The sequence below is a fragment of the Microbacterium sp. genome (assembly GCF_052102115.1).
Classification (GTDB): domain Bacteria; phylum Actinomycetota; class Actinomycetes; order Actinomycetales; family Microbacteriaceae; genus Microbacterium.
In genome coordinates this window covers 1-19,979 of the sequence record NZ_JBQDVP010000042.1, presented here as the reverse complement: position 1 = coordinate 19,979, position 19,979 = coordinate 1, and the positions used below count along the sequence as shown (strand labels likewise).

Genomic DNA, 19,979 nt, shown 5'->3' with positions numbered 1-19,979 from the left:
ACGAGAGCGGGCTGAAGGTCAACGCTTCTGCGCGGCCTTCAGCTGCTTCTCGACGCGCTTGCCCTCTTTCTTCGCACGTTTGGACTGCTTCGGCGCCAGCGGGGAATCCTCGGAGACGGGGACGCCGTGGCTCTCGCGGCGCATGTCGATCGCAGCGCCGATCGCGAGCGCGAGCGTGATGCCCCAGCTGAGCCACGCGAGCACCGCGCGCCAGGTGATGGGGGCGTCCTTCGTGCCGCGCAGCAGTGACATACCAGCGGTGATCGCTCCGATGAGGCCTGTGCTGAACAGATAGCGCATGCCTTCCAACCTACCTGGGGCACCCCGGCGTCGATAGGATCGACGCAGCGCCGTGTGCGCATGAAGCCATGATCCATACCCCCGAAGCTCCGCAGCCGAGCGTTTTCCGCGAAGCTGGTCTGCCGTACTTCGTCATCGCGTTCATCGCGCGTCTGCCGTTCGCGATGATGGTGGTGGGTGTGCTGACCCTCGTCGTCGCGGCTCGCGAGTCACTGTCGTTGGGCGGCCTGACCTCGGCCGCCGTCGGGCTCGGCGCGGCGTGCTTCGGGCCGCTGCTCGGCGCGGCGGCCGATCGCGTCGGTCAGCGCCCCGTGCTGGTCATCCTCGCCGTCGTCAACAGCGCGATGCTCGTCGTGCTCGCCGTCGTCGTGTACAGCACCGCAGACGATGCCGTCGTGCTGCTCGCGGCGGTGGGCATCGGCGCCTCGGCTCCGCAGGTCGCGCCGATGTCTCGTTCACGGCTGGTGACGATCATCGACGAGCGGATGCCGGAGAAGCAGCGCAGCCGCGTCCTCTCCGGCACGATGTCGTACGAGTCGGCCGCCGACGAGACGGTGTTCGTGTTCGGTCCGTTCCTCGTCGGCATCCTCGCTGCGGCCATCGCGCCGTGGGCGCCCCTGGTCGGCGCGGCCGTGCTCACGCTGATCTTCGTCGGCGCATTCGCGCTGCACCCCAGCGGCAGGCATGTCTCTGCGGCGCGAGATGCTGACGGCCGGGCGCCGTCGCCGGCATCCGCGCTGTTCCGGCCGAGCCTGCTCGTCGTGGTCGTCGGCATCCTCGGCGTCGGACTGTTCTTCGGCACCATGCTCACCTCGCTCACCGCGTTCATGGCCGATCGTGGCGCGCCGGAGCAGGCGGGGCTACTGTACGGGATCATGGGCGTCGGGTCGGCCATCCTGGCGCTCGGCGTGGCCTGGCTTCCGCCGCGGTTCTCGATGCGCGCACGCTGGCTCGTATTCGCCGGCATCCTGCTCCTCGGCAGCCTGCTGCTGCCGTTCGTCGACTCGCCGGCCGGCATGGGGTGGGTGCTGGGCATACTGGGCATCGGCATCGGGCCGACCCTCGTGACGCAGTACAGCTTCGGTGCTGCCCGGAGTCCGCTCGGGCGCTCGGCGACGGTGATGACGATGCTCGGGTCGAGCGTGATCGTCGGGCAGTCGATCGCCTCCGCCGTCACCGGCGAGGTCGCGCAGCACAGCGGCACCTCCGCTGCATTGCTGCTGCCGATCGCCGCCGCGGCGATCGTGCTCATCGCCGGCATCCTGAACTGGATCGCCAGCAGCACCCGCACCGGCACTCGCTAGCCTGGGGTGAGAACCCACGGGCAGCGAGGAGCTTCCATGAACACCGCAGAATTCGTCGTCGTCGCGAACCGGCTTCCGGTGGACCGGGTGGTGGACCTGCCTGGTGAGGAGATCTGGCGCCCCTCGCCCGGTGGTCTCGTCGCCGCGCTCGAGCCGGTCATGAGATCCGTCGATGGAGCCTGGGTGGGGTGGGCAGGGCAGGCCGACCTCGAGCTGGAGCCGTTCACGGCGAACGGTCTCCGCCTCATCCCGATCACACTCAGCGAGCAGGAGGTCGCGGAATACTACGAGGGCTTCGCCAACGACACGATCTGGCCGCTCTATCACGATGTCATCGCTCCGCCCGCGTATCACCGGGAATGGTGGGACGCCTACGTGACCGTCAACCGACGATTCGCCGAGGCGGCAGCTGCCGCCGTCGTGCACAACGGCACCGTGTGGGTGCACGACTACCAGTTGCAGCTCGTGCCAGAGATGGTCAGGGCGCTGCGCCCCGACGTCACGATCGGCTACTTCCACCACATCCCGTTCCCCGCACACGGGCTCTACGCACAGCTGCCCTGGCGCGATCAGGTGCTGCGCGGGCTCCTCGGAGCGGACGTGATCGGGTTCCAGCGGGCGCAGGATGCGAACTACTTCCTGGCCGCCGTGCGGCGCCGGCTGCAGTACAACATCAAGGGATCGATGGTCGACGTTCCCGGTGAGACCGAGACGCGACCGGTGCTCGCGAAAGCGTTCCCGATCTCCATCGACACCGCCCCCTACCTCGAACTGATCGCAAAACCCGAGGTGAAGGCCCGCGCGGCCGAGATCCGTGAGAGCCTGGGCAACCCGAAGCACATTCTGCTCGGCGTCGACCGGCTCGACTACACCAAGGGCATCCGGCACCGCATCAAGGCGTACGGCGAACTGCTCGCCGAAGGTCGTCTGCACGTCGAGGACGTCACGTTCATCCAGGTCGCCAGCCCCAGCCGTGAGCGGGTGGACGCCTATGTGCATCTGCGCGACGAGATCGAGCTCGCCGTGGGCCGCATCAACGGCGACACCGACACCATGGACCACAGCGCGATCCGCTACCTGCACCAGGGGTTCCCGCGCGAGGAGATGGTCGCCCTCTACCTCGCCGCCGATGTGATGCTGATCACCGCCCTCCGTGACGGCATGAACCTCGTTGCGAAGGAGTACATCGCCACCCGCGCGGACAACCGCGGAGCGCTGGTGCTCAGCGAGTTCACCGGTGCCGCCGACGAACTGCGCCAGGCCATCCGGGTGAATCCGCATGACATCGAGGGGCTGAAGGACGCCATCATGACCGCGGTCGAGATGGAACCCGCCGAACAGAGCAGACGCATGCGCTCGCTGCGCAAGCGCGTGCTGGAGCACGACGTGCGGGCCTGGTCGTCATCGTTCCTCGAGGCGCTCTCGGACGTGCGCGCCCGTCATTCGTGAATGGGTGCTCGTCATGCGTGAATTCCGACCCCCGCACGCGTGAGAGGCTGGTCGGAATCGACCCCCGACGAGGAGAATCGCCGTGACCCGCACCTGGACGCCCGGAACCGCAGACGACGCCCTGAGCACCATCGCCGCCACATCGCGACTGGTCGTCGCGCTCGACTTCGACGGCACGGCGTCGCCGCTCGTCCTGGATCCGATGTCGGCTCGCGCCCTTCCCGAGGTCGCGGTACAGGTCGAACGCCTCGCCGCGCTGCCGGACACGTTCGTCGCCTACGTCTCCGGACGCAGCATGCATGATCTGAAGATCATCACCGAGCACGACGAGGACTCGGTCGTTGCGCTGGCGGGCTCGCACGGCGCGCAGTACTGGTTCCCCGGTGCGGGAGACGAGGACGCTCCGGGCGCTGCGACGGAGGAGGGAGCGCGTGAGGCGCTCTGGGCCGCCGCGCAGCCGATCGTCGACCGCTACGACGGTGTCGGACTCGAGCCGAAGACCTTCGGCATGGGTATCCACACCCGACGAGCCACACCGGAAGCCGAGGCCGCGGCTTTCGCGGAGATCGACGCGCTGGTCGCCGAGCGCTTCCCGCAGTGGCGTCGCCGCTCGGGCCATCGGGTGCTGGAATTCTCGTCCCGTGCGGAGGGGAAGGACACTGCGATGGCGGTGCTGCGCGATCACTTCGGCGCCACCGGCATCCTGTTCGCCGGCGACGATGTGACCGACGAGGACGCCATGCAGGTTCTCGGTCCGGATGACCTCGGCGTGCGCGTCGGGCCGGGAGAGACCGCGGCGGGCGTGCGTGTGGACACTCCACAAGACATCGCAGCCCTTCTGGAGGCGCTCGCGACCGAGCGCGCCGCCGGACGGGAATAGACTGCCGTCATGTCCTCGCAAGATCCTTCTTCGAACGCGTCCACCGACATCAAGCCCCGCAGCCGCGTCGTCACTGACGGCATCGAGGCCACGACATCCCGAGGCATGCTCCGCGCCGTCGGGATGGGCGACGAAGACTGGGACAAGCCGCAGATCGGCATCGCCTCCAGCTGGAACGAGATCACCCCCTGCAACCTGAGCCTGGATCGGCTCGCTCAGGGCGCTAAGGAAGGCGTGCACTCCGGCGGGGGATATCCGCTGCAGTTCGGCACCGTCTCCGTGTCGGATGGCATCTCGATGGGCCATGAGGGCATGCACTTCTCGCTCGTGTCGCGCGAGGTCATCGCCGACTCCGTCGAGACCGTCATGATGGCCGAGCGCCTCGACGGCAGCGTGCTGCTGGCGGGCTGCGACAAGTCGATCCCCGGGATGCTGATGGCCAGCGCCCGCCTCGACCTCTCCAGCGTCTTCCTGTACGCCGGATCCATCGCACCGGGCTGGGTGAAGCTGTCCGACGGCACCGAGAAGGACGTCACGATCATCGACTCGTTCGAGGCCGTCGGCGCGTGCCGGGCCGGCCTCATGAGCGAGGAGGACCTCAAGCGCATCGAGTGCGCCATCGCACCCGGCGAGGGCGCCTGCGGCGGCATGTACACCGCCAACACGATGGCATCTGTCGCCGAGGCGCTGGGGCTCAGCCTGCCGGGCTCCGCCGCCCCACCGTCCGCCGATCGTCGCCGCGACTACTTCGCGCACCGCTCGGGCGAGGCCGTCGTGAACCTGCTGCGCCAGGGCATCACGACCCGCGACATCCTCACGAAGGAATCGTTCGAGAACGCCATCGCCCTGGCGATGGCACTCGGCGGCTCGACGAACGTCGTGCTGCACCTGCTCGCGATCGCCCGCGAGGCCGAGGTCGACCTCACCCTGCACGACTTCAACCGCATCGGCGACCGGGTGCCGCACGTCGCCGACATGAAGCCGTTCGGCAAGTACGTCATGAACGACGTCGACCGTCATGGCGGCATCCCGGTCATCATGAAGGCGATGCTCGATGAGGGCCTGCTGCACGGCGACGCGCTGACTGTCACGGGCCGCACCCTCGCCGAGAACCTCGCTGAGATCGACCCTGACCCGATCGACGGCGAAGTCATCCACACCTTCGACAACCCCATCCACGCGACCGGCGGTTTGACCGTGCTGCACGGATCGCTCGCGCCCGAGGGCGCGGTCGTGAAGTCAGCCGGTTTCGACGCCGACGTGTTCGAGGGCCCCGCGCGTGTCTTCGAGCGTGAGCGCGCGGCCATGGATGCCGTCGCGAACGGCGAGATCGCCGCCGGCGAGGTCATCGTCATCCGCTACGAGGGCCCCAAGGGTGGCCCCGGCATGCGGGAGATGCTCGCGATCACCGCGGCCATCAAGGGCGCTGGTCTCGGGAAAGATGTATTACTCTTGACAGACGGACGATTCTCAGGCGGCACAACCGGCCTGTGCATCGGCCACATAGCACCCGAAGCGGTGGACGCAGGTCCTATCGCATTCGTGCGCGATGGTGATCTGATACGGGTCGATATCGCAGCTCGCTCTCTTGACTTACTCGTCGATGAGGCAGAGCTCGCCTCCCGGCGTTCCGACTGGGAGCCGCTTCCCCCGCGCTATACCCGTGGCGTTCTTGCCAAATATTCGAAGCTCGTCCGCTCCGCCGCGGAGGGTGCGACCACCGGTTGATCCGCCGCTTCGATTCGCCTGCGCTCGTTGCGCACACGCAGATCTCCAAGGAATGACATGACTGCTGATTCTGTATCGGCCGTGCCACGGCCACCATCCACGAAGACCACCGCGCCCGAGATCACCGGCGCCGAGGCTGTCGTCCGCGCACTCGCCCTTCTGGGCGTCACTGACGTGTTCGGCATCCCCGGCGGCACGATCATGCCCGTCTACGATCCGCTCCTCGATGACGAAGCCGTGCGGCACATCCTCGTCCGTCACGAACAGGGCGCCGGTCACGCTGCCGAGGGATACGCGGCGGCGAGCGGCCGGGTCGGCGTCGCCATCGCCACCTCGGGCCCCGGTGCCACGAACCTCGTCACCGCGATCGCCGATGCCTACATGGATTCGGTGCCGCTGGTCGCGATCACCGGACAGGTCTTCAGTCACCTGATGGGAACGGATGCGTTCCAGGAGGCCGACATCGTCGGCATTACCATGCCGGTGACGAAGCACTCCTTCCTGGTGAAGCATCCAGAGGAGATCCCCGGTGCTCTGGCGGCGGCGTTCGAGATCGCCTCGACGGGCCGCCCCGGCCCCGTGCTCGTGGACATCACCAAGGATGCCCAGCAGCTGTCGGCGCCGTTCGTCTGGCCGCCGAAGGTCGATCTGCCCGGCTACCGTCCAGTGACGAAGGCGCACGGCAAGCAGATCCAGGCGGCCGCCACTCTGCTCACCGAAGCGAAGAAGCCGGTTCTCTACGTCGGCGGCGGTGTCGTTCGTGGTCGTGCGGCCGCCGAACTGCTGGCGCTGGCCGAGTCGACTGGCGCTCCCGTCGTCACGACGCTGATGGCGCGCGGTGTGTTCCCCGACTCGCACCAGCAGCATCTCGGAATGCCCGGCATGCACGGCACGGTTCCGGCCGTGCTCGCGCTGCAGGAATCCGATCTCATCGTCGCGCTCGGGGCGCGATTCGACGACCGCGTCACGGGGAAGTCGGCCGACTTCGCCCCGCATGCGAAGGTCGTCCACGTCGACATCGACCCCGCGGAGATCTCGAAGATCCGCAACGCGGATGTGCCGATCGTCGGTGACGTGCGCGACGTGCTGGTCGACCTGGATGCTGCGTACCGCGGCGCCATCGGCGACGGCAAGCCTGACATCTCGGACTGGTGGTCATACCTCGACGGGCTCCGCGATGAGTTCCCGCTCGGCTTCTCGCCGACCGAGGACGGCCTGCTCGCTCCGCAGCACGTGATCCAGCGCATCGGTGAGCTCACCGGCCCGGAGGGCATCTACGCCGCCGGTGTCGGGCAGCACCAGATGTGGGCCGCGCAGTTCATCAAGTACGAGCGCCCCAACGCCTGGCTCAACTCCGGGGGAGCGGGCACGATGGGCTACTCGGTGCCTGCAGCCATGGGCGCGAAGGTCGCAGAGCCCGACCGCGTGGTGTGGTCGATCGACGGCGACGGATGCTTCCAGATGACCAATCAGGAGCTCGCCACCTGTGCGATCAACAACATCCCGATCAAGGTCGCGATCATCAACAACTCCTCGCTCGGCATGGTGCGCCAGTGGCAGACCCTGTTCTACGACGGGCGCCACTCCAACACGGATCTGAACACCGGTCACGGCACCGCCCGCATCCCCGACTTCGTCAAGCTCGCCGAGGCGTATGGCTGCCTCGCGATCCGGGTTGAGAAGGAGGACGAGGTGGATGCCGCGATCCAGTTGGCGCTGGAGACCAACGATCGTCCGGTCGTCATCGACTTCGTCGTCTCCGCGGACGCCATGGTGTGGCCGATGGTGCCGCAGGGCGTGAGCAACAGCTACGTCCAGTACGCACGCGATCACGCGCCCACGTTCGATGAGGAGATCTGAGACATGTCGAAGCACGTGCTGAGTCTTCTCGTCGAGGACACACCTGGCCTTCTGACCCGCGTCGCGGGGCTCTTCGCCCGTCGCGGCTTCAACATCGAGTCCCTCGCCGTCGGCGTGACCGAGGTGCCCGGTGTGTCCCGCATCACGGCTGTCGTCGACGTCGATCTGCTGCCTCTCGAGCAGGTGACGAAGCAGCTCAACAAACTGATCAACGTGATCAAGATCGTCGAGCTCGACCCGGCGACCTCGGTGCAGCGCCAGCATGTGCTGGTGAAGGTGCGCACCGACAGCGCCACCCGGTCGAACGTCATCGAGGTCGCGAATCTGTTCCGCGCCGCCGTCGTCGACTACGCTCCCGACGCGCTGGTGATCGAGGTCACCGGTGACCAGGGCAAGGTCGATGCACTGCTGCGTGCACTCGAGCCCTTCGGCATCAAAGAGATCGCGCAGTCCGGCCTGCTGGCCATCGGACGCGGCGGCAAGAGCATCACCGAGCGCGTACTGCGCGGCTGACCCTGAACGCCTCTGAACCACAATCAAGGAGAAACACACGTGAGTACTGAGATCTTCTACGACGACGACGCCGACCTGTCCCTGATCCAGGGCAAGAAGGTGGCCATCGTCGGCTACGGCTCGCAGGGCCACGCCCACGCGCAGAACCTGCGCGACTCGGGCGTCGAGGTCACCATCGCCCTCAAGGACGGCTCGAAGTCCGCCGCCAAGGCCGAGGAGGCCGGCTTCCCGGTCAAGAACGTAGCGGATGCCACCACCTGGGCCGACGTCATCATGATCCTCGCGCCGGACCAGCACCAGCGCACGATCTACTCCGAGTCGATCGCCCCGAACCTCACCGAGGGCAAGACCCTCGCCTTCGCGCACGGCTTCAACATCCGCTTCGGCTACATCGATGCTCCTGAGGGTGTCGACGTCATCCTCGTCGCCCCCAAGGCTCCTGGCCACACGGTGCGTCGCGAGTTCGTCGCCGGTCGCGGCATCCCGGACATCATCGCCGTCGAGAAGGATGCCTCCGGCTCGGCCTGGGCGCTCGCGCTGTCGTACGCCAAGGCGATCGGCGGCACCCGTGCCGGCGTCATCAAGACGACGTTCACCGAAGAGACCGAGACCGACCTGTTCGGTGAGCAGGCTGTGCTCTGCGGCGGTATGAGCCACCTCGTGCAGGCCGGCTTCGAGACGCTGACCGAGGCGGGCTACCAGCCGCAGATCGCCTACTTCGAGGTGCTGCACGAGCTCAAGCTCATCGTCGACCTCATGTGGGAGGGCGGCATCGCCAAGCAGCGCTGGTCGATCTCCGACACCGCCGAGTACGGCGACTACGTCTCGGGTCCGCGCGTCATCGACTCTTCGGTCAAGGAGAGCATGAAGGGCGTGCTCGCCGACATCCAGTCCGGTGCCTTCGCGAAGCGTTTCATCGACGACCAGGACAACGGCGCCACGGAGTTCCAGGAGCTCCGTGCCAAGGAAGAGCAGCACCCGATCGAGACCACGGGCAAGGAGCTCCGCTCGCTGTTCGCGTGGAAGCAGCAGGACGAAGACTACGTCGACGGTTCCGCCGCGCGCTGATCCCGGCTTTACAGAAAGGGCGCCCCTCGGGGCGCCCTTTCGCGTCTTTTGGCGGTGCAGGCTTCGACTCGCCTTCGGCTCGCTCACCCCGTTTCGTCTCCTCGCTCCGCTCGTCGCTCAACGCCCGGCCTGTGCCCTCTCGGGTCGTTGAGCGGAGGGGCGAACGGACGGCTTTCGGGAGGATCTCTTGCGGGTCGTTGAGCGTAGGGGCGAAGCCCCGCAGACGAAACGCGTTGAGCGAGCGCAGCGAGTCGAAACGTACCTCTAGCGCGTGAGTTGCTCCAGCACCTCGATGACGTGCCGGTACGGCTTCCCCGTCGCGCGGGTCATCCCGATCTCGCAGGTGCGGTTCGCCGACACGAACGCGTCGAACCCGTCCCGCGCCTCATCGGCCGCTGCGACCTCGGCCGACTCCGCCGCGGTAGCACTGGCGGTGAGCTCCGGATGCAGCATCCCTCGGTCGCCCGCGAACGCGCAGCAGCCCCAGCCGTCGGGTACATACACTTCGTCGGCGACAGCAGCGGCGAGAACTTCGAGAGCTCCGGTCGCGCCGAGCGCCGTCGTCGAGCACGTCGGGTGCACGGCGATCGAATCCAGCTTCGCCGACACGGTGAGCCGGGGGAGCACTTCTCGGGCAACGAACGTCGTCGCGTCCTCTATGCGCAATCCGGCATATTCCGGATGCTCGGCGACGGCTCGCGCGAGCATCACGTGGAGTCCTTCGGTGCACGAGGCAGCATCGCATACCACGGGCAGGACGCCGTGCCGGCTCGCTTCCCACAGTGCCGAGAGCACCCGATCGCTCATCCGGTCGTAGCCGGACAGGTGCCCCTTCGACTTCCACGGCGTGCCGCAGCAGAGCCCGCCGGCCCCCTCGGGGATCACGACCGGGATGTCCGCGCGGTCCAGCAGGGTGCGCACAGCGTCGCGCGAACCGAGCCCGTCGGCCTCCGCGCCGAACATCGTCCCGATGCACGCGCCGAAGAACACCGCCTGCGCATTCGCGGGCGACACTGGCTTCGGCGCGGCCGATCCGCCGCGGGGGAGGCCGCGGTCGTACAAGGGAACGGTGTCGGCGCCGAGCACAGCGCGCCCGACCTGGGTGACACCGGTCACGAGCGGGGCGGGCAGCGCGTCGGCGATGGTCAGTGCCGCGCCGCCGATGCGGGTCACCGCGCCCCAGCCCTTCGCCGCAGCATCCCACAGCCCGTCCTCGGCCTTCGACGCCTCTTCGGCCCGAAGCCGGCGGACCAGATCGCCGGTGTTGATGTCGACGGGACAGGCGACGGCGCACATGCCATCGACCGCGCAGGTCTGCACGCTCTCGTAGTCGTAGTCGGCACGCAGCTGGTTCAGAAGCTCCGTATCGCCCTGTTCTTCGGCCCAGGCCATGTCGCGGCGCAGCACGATCCGCTGGCGCGGGGTGAGGGTGATGTCCTTGCTCGGACACGCCGGTTCGCAGTAGCCGCATTCCACGCACCGGTCGACCTCGCTCTCGACGGTCGGCACGCGCTTGAGGTCGTGCAGGTACGACTCGGCATCTTCAGAGAGCACGACCCCGGGGTTGAGGATGCCGGCCGGATCCACGAGCCGCTTGACCTCCCACATCATGTCCGTGAGGAAATCGCCGTACTGCCGCCGCACGAACGGCGCCATGATGCGCCCGGTGCCATGCTCCGCCTTCAGCGACCCGCCCTGCCCGAGCACGAGGTCGACGAGGTCGGCTGTGAAGCGCCGGTAGCGTGCGATGCTCGCCTCATCGTCGAAGCGTTCGTTGAGCAGGAAGTGCACGTTGCCGTCCTTGGCGTGCCCGAAGATCACAGAGTCCTCGTACTCGTGCTCCTCGAACAGCTCGATCAATCGCTCGCAGGTGGGCAGCAGCCGGTCCACGGGAACGACGATGTCCTCCAGCAGTGCGGTGGTGCCCGACGGGCGTGCGCCGGCAACTGCGGTGTACAGCCCCTTGCGCACCTGCCACAGAGACGCGCGTTCAGCGACCTCGGTCGTCAGTGCCGGCGCGACGGCGAGCGACAGCGTTCCGAAGTGGGCGAGCGCCGCCGCTCGAGACTCATCGAGCTCGTCCGTGCTCGATGCCTGCACTTCGACGAGGAGCGCCGCGTGATCCTGCACCTCGATCGCGGCGATGGATGCCGGGACGTCGCTGAGCCCCTGCGCGACGCGCAGAGACGCAGCATCCATCAGTTCGATGGTCGCGAGCCCCTGCGCGACGAGACCGGGGAGCGCGGCCATCGCATCGGCGAGAGTATCGAACACGAGCAGTCCGGTGGCGATCTGCGGGCGGATCTCAACGGTGCGGAACCGCGCCTCGGCGACGAAGGCGAGCGTCCCTTCCGAGCCGATCACCAGGTGCTCGAGGATCTTCACGGGGTCGTCGAAGTCGAGCAGAGAGTTGAGCCCGTAGCCCATCGTGTTCTTCATCGAGAACTGCCGCCGCACGAATGCTGCGGCGTCGGGCGAGCCGAGCAACCGGTCGCGCATCTCTCGCAGACCATCGCAGAGAGCCGGTTCGGCGGACTGCAGCTGCTCGAGCGCATCCGGGGCGCCGGTGTCGATGACCGTGCCGCTGGGCAGGACGAGCAGTAGAGAATCGACAGTGCGGTACGAGTTCTCGACGACGCCGCAGGCCATGCCGCTGGAGTTGTTGGCGATCACTCCGCCGATCGTGCAGGCGATCTCGCTGGCCGGATCGGGGCCGAGCTTGCGACCATGTCGGAGGAGCCGCGTGTTGACCTGCCGCACGGTCGCGCCGGGCTCCACGCGCACCAGCCGGCCGTCGTCCTCGATACGGATGCCGCGGAAGAACTGGCGCGTGTCGACGAGGATGTCGCCCGAGACACCCTGACCCGAGAGGCTCGTGCCCCCGGAGCGGAAGGTGAGCGTGCGTCCGGCGGCGCGCACGGCCGTGAAAGCCCGGGCGACGCCGTCGGCATCACGGGGTTCGAGCACGGCGTCAGGGATGAGCAGGTAGTGCGAGGCGTCGTGCGCACGGGCGAATCGATCGATCGATCGGGCAGAGATCGTCGTGTCGCTGCCGAGGACGTCGGCGTCGAGCGGGGTCGCGATCATCGTGGACACGATCTCCTCCAAAATTGCCAGACAAGATTACTGCCGAGTGTAGTCTCGTCTACGCTGAATCCATGACCATCTCGGATGCTCCACTCGGTGTCGTCGGCATCGTCGACGCGGTGACGCACCGGCTCCGCGCGCGTATTCTCTCCGGGGAGATCGCCGCGGGAACGGCGCTGACGGAGGCGAAGGTCTCTGCTTCGTTCTCGGTTGCCCGGCCCAGTGCGAAGGCCGCGATCGAGCAGCTGGTCGCCTCTGGCCTGCTGGTGCGCACGGCGCACCGCTCCGCGCGCGTCATCGCCATCGACGCCGACATGGTGCGTGATGTCTATCGCACGCGCACGCGGCTCGAGAGCGCGGCGCTGCGCGAGCTGGCCGTCAGCCGGGCTGTGCCGGATGCCGCGACCGCGGCGAACGCCGAGATCCTCGCCATGCCTCCGGGTCCTGACCCGGCGACCGTCGACCCCGACCTCCGTTTCCACACCGCACTCATCGACGGCATCCGCAGCGCGCGCACCTCGCGCATGTACGGCAGCGTGCTCGACGAGGTGCGCCTGTGCATGGCGCAGGTGCAGGGCAGACGACTGATCGCCGCTGACGTCATCGGCGGTCAGCACGCGGCGATCCTCAGCGCGGTCTCCGCCGGAGACGGCGCACGCGCCGCCGACCTGCTGGCCGAACACCTCGGCTCGGCAGAGGAGCGCCTCATCGAGGCGCTGGGGGAGCGGGACTACTCCGTCTCGTCTGCCTGAGCCTCGTCGATCTCGATGGGGGCGTCCGCCGGGTCCGCCCAGACGGGCGCGGGCAGCAGCGTGTCGGCCTGTCCGTCCTGGATGGCGCGGAGAGCCTCGGTGATCTCATCGGCGTTCTCGGGAACAGCCAGGTCGCAGGTGCGCAGCTCCGAGGCGAACTTCAACGTCAGCCGGTTCTTGCCTGCCTCCACGGCCTCGGCCGTCGTCCCGGTGCGCTTCTCGCTGCCGGTCTGGATGTCGGAGACCTCTTCGCAGACGTGATAGACCGAGCCGCCGTCGACCCAGACGACCTCATCCGCACCGAGCAGCTGGATCACCGTGGACTGGTCTGCCGTGTACTGCTCGACGGAGGGCGGGTTGTAATCGATGCCGAGCGCGACCGCCCCGGCGGCGAGAACGATGCCGATGATGCCGGCCGTCGCCTTCTGCCCCTTGTCCATGTCCTTGTTCAGGAAGATGAGGATGATCAGCGGCAGGAAGGCGATCACCGCGATGATCGCGCCGAGCTGGTTCTGGACGAAGAAACGCACCGTGTCGGACTTCTTCGCCGGATCCAGGCGATTCGCCTTCTTCCACAGGATCGAACCGGTGATCGACAACGCTGCAATGACGACGAGCATCACGAGAAGCGTGATGAAGGCCCACTGCGGGAACTGAGCCGTGGCCTCCTGGTTCTCGAGCAGCCCGGTGTCGGGGTTGCGGACAATGCCGCCGTCGGGGCCGGTGAACTCGCGTTGACGCAGCAGCCAGAAGATCGCCACGGCTTCGGCGGCGATAGCGACGACCCACAGTGCGGCGGCGATCCAACGGAACATCGTCGCCTTGCGCTTGGACTCCGCCGTCGGAGTCCACGTCCGCTCGTCGGCGGCTGCCCCTCCGCCCGGTGACGCGACGGTGTTCTTCTCGGACTCGGCTACGGTGGATCCCCTCGGGTTGCTATGAACGCTCTGAGCATATCGGGAGCCGTGTCGCGATGGCTACGCTGGGGGCATGACATCGGATGCTGACGACGCGCTGTCTTGGGACGGCGACGACGACCCGCCCGCGCGCAAACGCACGGACCGGTCTGAGCCCGAGCGGGCGCTGCCCGAGGGCTGGGAGCCTGTCGGCAAAGACAGTGACACCGTCGGGCGCATCGCCGCCGACGGCACGGTGATCGCCGCCGACGACCCGCGGCCGTTGAGCACGCCGATGCTGCTGCTGGTGGGCGTCATCGGAGGCGTCTACCTGCTGTATACGGTCGGATGGATCATTGGCGGTCTGAACCTGCAGGGCAGCGCACTGTTCCTCGTGCCGGCCATCATGTACCAGGTCGCCGTGTGGGCTGCTGTGCTCGCCCCGGCTCTCTGGTTCGCCGCCGTCTGGCTGCTCACCCGGCGTTCGCCCGGATGGGTGCGGGTGGTCGGATTCATCGTCGGCGCGGCGCTGCTGGTGCCGTGGCCCTTCGTCATGACGGGAGTGGTGGGCGCATGAGCGAGCAGACAGTCGATGGGCACGCCTCGCGGGGCGGGGGCCCGGCCCTCGGTATCCTGAAGACCATCATCCTCGGCTTGGCCGGACTGTTCTACGCATACGGTGTCTGGAATGCGGTGGCCTACCTCGTGACCGTCGCGCAGTTCGGTCTGAATGCGTACGGCTGGTTCGTACTCATCTTCTCGGTGCTGTTCCCGATCCTGGTGTTCGCGGCGGCATACGGTCTCGGTCGTCGTCGCAGCGCGCCGGAGTTCGCGATCGTGCTGGTCGCCGGCCTCGCGCTGGTGGCGGTGTTCTGGATGAACGTCGTGGCGCTGAGCGCACTGAACATCTCGTCGTTGACGACCTGATCGGGGCCGTCACACGTCGCGGAGCACGGTTCGCGCTCCGGTAGGGTGGAGGCGATCGCGCCCCGACGGCGTGCGGCGCATCGATCCCCATCCGTGCTGTCTGCAGCCAACCCGAAGGATCCGCCTGTGCCCAAGCCCGTCGTGCTCATTGCCGAAGTTCTCTCGCCCGCGACGATCGAGGCCCTGGGGCCCGACTTCGATGTCCGTCAGGTCGACGGCACGGATCGAGAGGCACTGTTCTCGGCGTTGGCAGACGCGAACGCGGTTCTGGTGCGCTCGGCGACGAAAGTGGATGCTGAAGCACTCGAGCATGCTCCGAAGCTGAAGGTCATCGCCCGTGCGGGTGTGGGGCTCGACAACGTCGACATTCCTGCCGCGACTCGAGCCGGTGTCATGGTCGTCAACGCTCCGACGTCGAACATCATCTCCGCGGCGGAGCTCACCTGCGCTCACATCCTCAGCCTGGCCCGTCACGTGCCGGCGGCGCACGCCTCGTTGGCTGCCGGACAGTGGAAGCGCAGCGCGTACACCGGCGCTGAGCTCTTCGAGAAGACCCTCGGCATCGTCGGCCTCGGCCGCATCGGCGCGCTGGTCGCCGCGCGTATGCAGAGCTTCGGCATGAATGTCGTCGCCTTCGACCCCTACGTCACCAGCACGCGCGCCCAGCAGCTCGGCGTCGAGCTGCGCAGCCTCGACGAGCTCGTCGCCGAGGCCGATTTCCTCACCATTCATATGCCGAAGACCCCCGAGACCACCGGCATGATCAGCACTGAGCAGTTCGCGGCGATGAAGAAGACCGCCTACGTCATCAACGTCGCCCGCGGTGGTCTGATCGACGAAGTCGCGCTGCGCGAGGCCCTCGTTGCCGGCGAGGTCGCCGGCGCGGGCCTGGACGTCTTCACCTCCGAGCCGCCGGCAGAGGGCGGATCGGCCCATGATCTGATCGACCTGCCGAATGTGGTCGTCACGCCGCACCTGGGTGCCTCGACCGATGAGGCCCAGGAGAAGGCGGGCGTCTCGGTCGCTCGATCGGTGAAACTGGCGCTCGAGGGCGACCTCGTTCCGGATGCCGTGAACGTCGCCGGCGGCGTTATCGATCCGTTCGTCCGCCCCGGCATCGCGCTCGTCGAGAAGCTCGGCCAGGTCTTCAGCGGACTCGCGAGCTCGGCCGTGACGAACCTCGACATCGAGGTGCGCGGCGAGCTCGCGGACTACGACGTGAGCGTCTACCGACTCGCAGCGCTCAAAGGCATCCTCTCGGGCGTCGTCAGCGAGAGCGTGTCGTACGTCAATGCGCCGCTGTTCGCCGAGCAGCGCGGCCTCGAGGCGCGACTCATCGTCGAGAAGGACAGCCCCGAATACCGCAACCTGACGACCCTCCGCGGCGCACTGGCCGACGGCACGGTCCTCACGGTCGCCGGGACACTCGCCGGCACGCGAATGGTGCAGAAGATCGTCGGGATCAACGGCCACGACATCGAGGTGCCGATCGAGACGAACCACATCGTCATGCAGTACATCGATCGCCCGGGCGTCGTCGCCGTCTACGGTCAGAAGTTCGGCGATGCCGGCATCAACATCGCCGGGATGCAGGTCGCTCGGCGCACGGCCGGCGGCGAGGCTCTCACGGTGCTCACCGTCGATTCGCGGGTGCCAGAGGACCTGCTCGTCGCGGTCGGCGAGGCGATCGAGGCCAGTGCCATGAAGCAGATCGAGATCACCGAGGTCTGACGCCGGGCCCGGGGCGGGGGAGTCAACCTACGACGACGCCCGCACCACCAGGGCGATCAGCTCGTCGAGCTGAGATCCCGTGGGAACGGGGTCGGCGCTCCCGCTGACCTGCGCTTCTGCGGGATCCAGGGCGTTGTTGAAGTACAGCCCGTCGCTGACGAGCAGCACCAGATCGAGCCCCGCCTCGTCACGCACGTGCGGCCTGATCGCATCGCCCCACTTCGCCCTGGTCTGACGCAGCGCGGCCGCAGCCTCGGTCGAACCGCCCTGCGCGAGGCGCGAGACGGCGATGAGTGCGCGGTCGAGCGGATGATTCTCCATCACCGAGGTGCGCAGGTAGTACGAGACCGGGCCGTCGGCTGCAGCAGCCATGTCCACGAGGTCCTCGTCGACCAGACGCTCCAGGCGCTCGATGATGCCGGTGACGAGGTCCTCTTTCGACGCGAAGTGGTACAGCAGGCCTCCCTTGGAGACGCCGGCGCTCTTCGCTGTGGCGTCGATGGTTGCCGTCCGTTCGCCGTCGTCGATGAGGATCATCTCGAAGGCGTCGAGCACGCGTTCGCGGGCGAGGGGAGGTCGGGACATGTCTGTTACTATACCAGCCGGACGGTTTAGTTATCGGGTCCTCGGACCTGCGGAAGGTGTGTCATGACCGAGTCTGTGGAGACCGGGGGCACGCGCGCGCCTCGCGCTGGTGTGCGCGGGTGGTTCGCGCTGGCGGTGCTGATGCTGCCGGTGCTGCTGATCTCGGTCGACAACACGGTGCTGAGCTTCGCGCTGCCCGAGATCGCCATCGCGCTGTCGCCCTCCGGTGCGGAGCAGCTCTGGATCATCGACGCCTACCCGCTCGTGCTGGCTGGACTGCTCGTCACGATGGGAACCCTGGGCGACAGGTTCGGGCGGCGCCGGATGCTGCTGATCGGCGCCACCGGATTCGCCGCCGTGTCCGTGCTGGCAGCCTTCGCGCCGACCGCAGGCCTTCTCATCGCCGCTCGCGCTCTGCTGGGCTTCTTCGGCGCGATGCTGATGCCTTCCACGCTCTCGCTGCTGCGCTCGATCTTCCTGAACCGCGATCAGCGGCGGATGGCGATCGCGGTGTGGGCGTCGGCCTTCTCAGCAGGCTCGGCGCTCGGCCCGATCGTCGGCGGTTTCCTGCTCGAGCACTTCGCCTGGGGCTCGGTGTTCATCATCGCCGTACCCGTACTCATCCCGCTGCTGATCGGTGCGCCGCTGCTGGTGCCCGAGAGCCGGGACCCTGCGCCCGGACGCATCGATCCGCTCAGCATCCTGCTGTCGATGGGCACGATGATTCCCATCGTCTATGCGATCAAGTCGTTCGCCGTCGACGGGGTCACGATCGGCGCCTTCGCGTTGGCGCTGCTCGGGATCCTCATGGGCGTACTGTTCGTGCGCCGCCAGCAGCGAGCGCCGAACCCGATGCTCGACATGGCACTGTTTCGGCGCGGGACGTTCTCCGGCGCGATCCTGGTGAACCTGCTCAGCGTGGTCGCGCTGGTCGGATTCCTGTACTTCGTCCCGCAGCACCTTCAGCTGGTGCTGGGACTGTCGCCGATGGTCGCCGGGCTCGCACTGGTCCCCGGAATGGCTGCCGTGATCATCGCTGGGCTCACCGTGGTGCCGATCTCGCGGCGGATCGCCCCGCACATCGTCGTCCCATCGGCGCTGGTCTTCACGGTGATCGGGTACCTGCTGGTCGCGTTCACCGCCGCCGGTCACGGTGCGCTGCCGCTGATCATCGCCTTCGTGGTGCTCGGCATCGGGATCGGCGCGGCCGAGACGATCTCGAACGAGCTCATCCTGTCCAGCGCGCCGGCCGCGAAAGCGGGGGCTGCCAGCGCGGTGTCCGAGACGGCATACGAGCTCGGCGCGGTGCTGGGGACGGCCGTGCTCGGCGGCATCCTCACCGCGTTCTATCGCGGTGCGCTGGTGATCCCCGATGGCGTGCCGGCGGATGCTGCGGATGCCGCGCGCGAGACGCTCGCCGGGGCGTACACGACAGCGCAGGATCTCTCGACGCAGGCCGGTGACGCCCTGTGGACGGCCGCGGCTGCCGCATTCGAGTCCGGCGTGATGGTCACTTCGCTGATCGGTGCGGGTCTCGTGGTCGCGGCCGGTGTCATCGCCGCCGTCACCCTGCGCACGCCCCGTTCGCGCTGACAGTACGCTGGGGATACCCGCGCGCGGAGCCGTCACGCGGGATCCCGATGCAAGGAGTGCGAATGTCGCGTGTCGTGAAGCTGGCCGTCATCCCGGGTGACGGAATCGGTCCTGAGGTGGTCGCCGAAGCGGAGAAGGTGCTCGACGCCGTCACCGCGGCCAGCGATGTGACGTTCGAGAAGACCCGCTTCTCGCTCGGAGCAGCACGGTACCTCGAGACCGGCGACACGCTGACGGACGACGATCTGAATGCGATCAGCAGCAACGACGCCATCATGCTCGGAGCTGTGGGCGGCATGCCGGGAGACCCGCGGCTGAAGAACGCGAACATCGAGCGCGGGCTGCTGCTTAAGCTGCGCTTCACCCTCGACCACTACGTGAACCTGCGTCCGTCCAAGCTCTACGCCGGAGCCCCCGGGCCGCTCAGCGAACCCGGCGAGGTCGACTTCGTCGTCGTCCGTGAGGGCACCGAGGGGCCGTACGTCGGCAACGGCGGCGCCATCCGTGTCGGCACGCCGCACGAGATCGCGAATGAGACCAGCGTCAACACTGCGTACGGCATCGAGCGCGTCGTCCGGTACGCGTTCGATGCGGCGGAGCGCCGCCGGCAGAAGCTCACCCTCGTCCATAAGACCAACGTGCTCGTCCACTCCGGCGGCATGTGGCAGCGGATCGTGAACGAGGTGGCGCAGGAGCATCCGGATGTGGTCGTAGACTATCTGCACGTCGATGCGGCGACGATCTTCATGGTCACCAACCCCTCTCGCTTCGACGTGATCGTCACCGACAACCTCTTCGGCGACATCCTCACGGATCTGGCAGGCGCCGTCACCGGTGGCATCGGCCTCGCCGCTTCGGGCAACATCAACCCCGACGGCACGTTCCCCTCGATGTTCGAGCCCGTTCATGGTTCGGCGCCCGACATCGCAGGCCAGCAGAAAGCCGACCCCACGGCGGCGATCCTGTCCGCAGCGCTCCTGCTCGACCATCTCGGGCTCCGCGAGGAAGCCGGCCGCGTGACCAGCGCGGTCGAGGCGGACATCGCCGCTCGGACCGGCTCACGAACCACCACTGAGGTGGGCGACGCCATCATCGCCCGGCTCCAGGCGTAACCTGGACGCACGCGAGCGCCACCGCAACGAACGCAGGATGTGACAATGACTACCACCGACACCGAACTCGCCCCGCTCGAGTTCGCCGTGACCAAGAACCTTGCAGCGAAGTCCGCAGCACAGCGCGAGGAGATCCTCGAGAACCCGGGCTTCGGCACGGTCTTCACCGATCACATGGTCGACATCTGCTGGTC

General features: G+C 67.6%; 17 protein-coding genes and 1 pseudogene. 14 read left to right on the top strand and 4 right to left on the bottom strand.

The window, feature by feature from the left end:
- Positions 1–18 precede the first annotated feature (18 nt).
- Complete coding sequence (locus tag ACTICP_RS12355; protein WP_441838593.1) at positions 19–300, bottom strand: hypothetical protein; 282 nt, start codon at positions 298–300, stop codon at positions 19–21.
- Between the two features lie 68 nt (positions 301–368).
- Here ACTICP_RS12355 and ACTICP_RS12350 point away from each other — a divergent pair, with 68 nt between their 5' ends.
- From ACTICP_RS12350 to ilvC, 7 genes are all read left to right on the top strand, one after another.
- A complete protein-coding gene (locus ACTICP_RS12350) occupies positions 369–1,604 on the top strand; it encodes an MFS transporter (protein ID WP_441838592.1) in 1,236 nt (411 codons plus the stop codon).
- 36 nt (positions 1,605–1,640) lie between these two features.
- Positions 1,641–3,053 carry an alpha,alpha-trehalose-phosphate synthase (UDP-forming) gene (locus tag ACTICP_RS12345; protein ID WP_441838590.1) on the top strand — a complete coding sequence of 471 codons (1,413 nt, stop codon included), beginning with the start codon at positions 1,641–1,643 and terminating at the stop codon, positions 3,051–3,053.
- An 82-nt stretch (positions 3,054–3,135) separates the two neighbouring features.
- Entirely contained in the window at positions 3,136–3,933 is a 798-nt protein-coding gene (gene otsB / locus ACTICP_RS12340; RefSeq protein ID WP_441892774.1) for a trehalose-phosphatase, read from the top strand.
- Between the two features lie 9 nt (positions 3,934–3,942).
- On the top strand, positions 3,943–5,661 hold the full coding sequence (gene ilvD, locus ACTICP_RS12335) for a dihydroxy-acid dehydratase (RefSeq protein WP_441892771.1): 1,719 nt from the start codon (positions 3,943–3,945) through the stop codon (positions 5,659–5,661).
- Between the two features lie 57 nt (positions 5,662–5,718).
- Complete coding sequence (locus ACTICP_RS12330) at positions 5,719–7,521, top strand: acetolactate synthase large subunit (protein ID WP_441892769.1); 1,803 nt, start codon at positions 5,719–5,721, stop codon at positions 7,519–7,521.
- A 3-nt stretch (positions 7,522–7,524) separates the two neighbouring features.
- Positions 7,525–8,034 carry an acetolactate synthase small subunit gene (gene ilvN / locus ACTICP_RS12325; RefSeq protein ID WP_441892767.1) on the top strand — a complete coding sequence of 170 codons (510 nt, stop codon included), beginning with the start codon at positions 7,525–7,527 and terminating at the stop codon, positions 8,032–8,034.
- Positions 8,035–8,073: 39 nt separating this feature from the next.
- On the top strand, positions 8,074–9,102 hold the full coding sequence (gene ilvC / locus ACTICP_RS12320; RefSeq protein WP_441892765.1) for a ketol-acid reductoisomerase: 1,029 nt from the start codon (positions 8,074–8,076) through the stop codon (positions 9,100–9,102).
- 264 nt (positions 9,103–9,366) lie between these two features.
- Here the strand turns inward: ilvC and ACTICP_RS12315 are convergent, their stop codons facing one another.
- Positions 9,367–12,189, bottom strand: coding sequence for an FAD-binding and (Fe-S)-binding domain-containing protein (locus tag ACTICP_RS12315; RefSeq protein WP_441892790.1), 2,823 nt, complete (start codon positions 12,187–12,189; stop codon positions 9,367–9,369).
- Positions 12,190–12,260: 71 nt separating this feature from the next.
- Here ACTICP_RS12315 and ACTICP_RS12310 point away from each other — a divergent pair, with 71 nt between their 5' ends.
- On the top strand, positions 12,261–12,941 hold the full coding sequence (locus ACTICP_RS12310) for a GntR family transcriptional regulator (protein ID WP_441892763.1): 681 nt from the start codon (positions 12,261–12,263) through the stop codon (positions 12,939–12,941).
- Here the strand turns inward: ACTICP_RS12310 and ACTICP_RS12305 are convergent.
- Positions 12,920–13,756, bottom strand: coding sequence for a hypothetical protein (locus ACTICP_RS12305; RefSeq protein ID WP_441892761.1), 837 nt, complete (start codon positions 13,754–13,756; stop codon positions 12,920–12,922). The two genes, ACTICP_RS12310 and ACTICP_RS12305, sit on opposite strands and share 22 nt — an antisense overlap.
- 175 nt (positions 13,757–13,931) lie before the next feature.
- Here ACTICP_RS12305 and ACTICP_RS12300 point away from each other — a divergent pair, with 175 nt between their 5' ends.
- The 3 genes from ACTICP_RS12300 (at position 13,932) to serA (ending at position 16,495) form a co-directional block, all read left to right on the top strand.
- A complete protein-coding gene (locus tag ACTICP_RS12300; RefSeq protein ID WP_441892759.1) occupies positions 13,932–14,414 on the top strand; it encodes a hypothetical protein in 483 nt (160 codons plus the stop codon).
- Positions 14,411–14,764, top strand: a complete 354-nt coding sequence (locus ACTICP_RS12295) for a hypothetical protein (protein WP_441892757.1) — start codon at positions 14,411–14,413, stop codon at positions 14,762–14,764. Before ACTICP_RS12300 ends, ACTICP_RS12295 begins: the two co-directional genes overlap by 4 nt.
- A 126-nt stretch (positions 14,765–14,890) precedes the next feature.
- Positions 14,891–16,495 (top strand): phosphoglycerate dehydrogenase, encoded by a 1,605-nt coding sequence (gene serA, locus ACTICP_RS12290; protein WP_441892755.1) that lies wholly within the window; start codon positions 14,891–14,893, stop codon positions 16,493–16,495.
- Between the two features lie 27 nt (positions 16,496–16,522).
- Here the strand turns inward: serA and ACTICP_RS12285 are convergent, their stop codons facing one another.
- Entirely contained in the window at positions 16,523–17,080 is a 558-nt protein-coding gene (locus tag ACTICP_RS12285; protein WP_441892753.1) for a TetR/AcrR family transcriptional regulator, read from the bottom strand.
- Between the two features lie 63 nt (positions 17,081–17,143).
- Here ACTICP_RS12285 and ACTICP_RS12280 point away from each other — a divergent pair, with 63 nt between their 5' ends.
- The 3 genes and pseudogenes from ACTICP_RS12280 to ACTICP_RS12270 form a co-directional block, all read left to right on the top strand.
- A complete protein-coding gene (locus tag ACTICP_RS12280) occupies positions 17,144–18,673 on the top strand; it encodes an MFS transporter (protein ID WP_441892751.1) in 1,530 nt (509 codons plus the stop codon).
- Positions 18,674–18,735: 62 nt separating this feature from the next.
- Positions 18,736–19,785 (top strand): 3-isopropylmalate dehydrogenase, encoded by a 1,050-nt coding sequence (locus tag ACTICP_RS12275; RefSeq protein ID WP_441892749.1) that lies wholly within the window; start codon positions 18,736–18,738, stop codon positions 19,783–19,785.
- Positions 19,786–19,830: 45 nt separating this feature from the next.
- Positions 19,831–19,979: pseudogene (locus tag ACTICP_RS12270) on the top strand (branched chain amino acid aminotransferase); the annotation flags it as partial.

Excerpts from the sequence above, each read along its gene's own strand:
- ACTICP_RS12310 (WP_441892763.1), top strand. The coding sequence starts at position 12,261 with ATGACCATCTCGGATGCTCCACTCGGTGTCGTCGGCATCGTCGACGCG.
- ACTICP_RS12280 (WP_441892751.1), top strand. The coding sequence starts at position 17,144 with ATGACCGAGTCTGTGGAGACCGGGGGCACGCGCGCGCCTCGCGCTGGT.
- ACTICP_RS12295 (WP_441892757.1), top strand. The coding sequence starts at position 14,411 with ATGAGCGAGCAGACAGTCGATGGGCACGCCTCGCGGGGCGGGGGCCCG.
- ACTICP_RS12305 (WP_441892761.1), bottom strand. The coding sequence starts at position 13,756 with ATGTTCCGTTGGATCGCCGCCGCACTGTGGGTCGTCGCTATCGCCGCC.
- ACTICP_RS12330 (WP_441892769.1), top strand. The coding sequence starts at position 5,719 with ATGACTGCTGATTCTGTATCGGCCGTGCCACGGCCACCATCCACGAAG.
- ACTICP_RS12315 (WP_441892790.1), bottom strand. The coding sequence starts at position 12,189 with ATGATCGCGACCCCGCTCGACGCCGACGTCCTCGGCAGCGACACGACG.
- ACTICP_RS12285 (WP_441892753.1), bottom strand. The coding sequence starts at position 17,080 with ATGTCCCGACCTCCCCTCGCCCGCGAACGCGTGCTCGACGCCTTCGAG.
- ACTICP_RS12355 (WP_441838593.1), bottom strand. The coding sequence starts at position 300 with ATGCGCTATCTGTTCAGCACAGGCCTCATCGGAGCGATCACCGCTGGT.
- ACTICP_RS12350 (WP_441838592.1), top strand. The coding sequence starts at position 369 with ATGATCCATACCCCCGAAGCTCCGCAGCCGAGCGTTTTCCGCGAAGCT.
- ACTICP_RS12345 (WP_441838590.1), top strand. The coding sequence starts at position 1,641 with ATGAACACCGCAGAATTCGTCGTCGTCGCGAACCGGCTTCCGGTGGAC.
- ilvD (WP_441892771.1), top strand. The coding sequence starts at position 3,943 with ATGTCCTCGCAAGATCCTTCTTCGAACGCGTCCACCGACATCAAGCCC.
- ACTICP_RS12300 (WP_441892759.1), top strand. The coding sequence starts at position 13,932 with ATGACATCGGATGCTGACGACGCGCTGTCTTGGGACGGCGACGACGAC.
- ilvN (WP_441892767.1), top strand. The coding sequence starts at position 7,525 with ATGTCGAAGCACGTGCTGAGTCTTCTCGTCGAGGACACACCTGGCCTT.
- ACTICP_RS12275 (WP_441892749.1), top strand. The coding sequence starts at position 18,736 with ATGTCGCGTGTCGTGAAGCTGGCCGTCATCCCGGGTGACGGAATCGGT.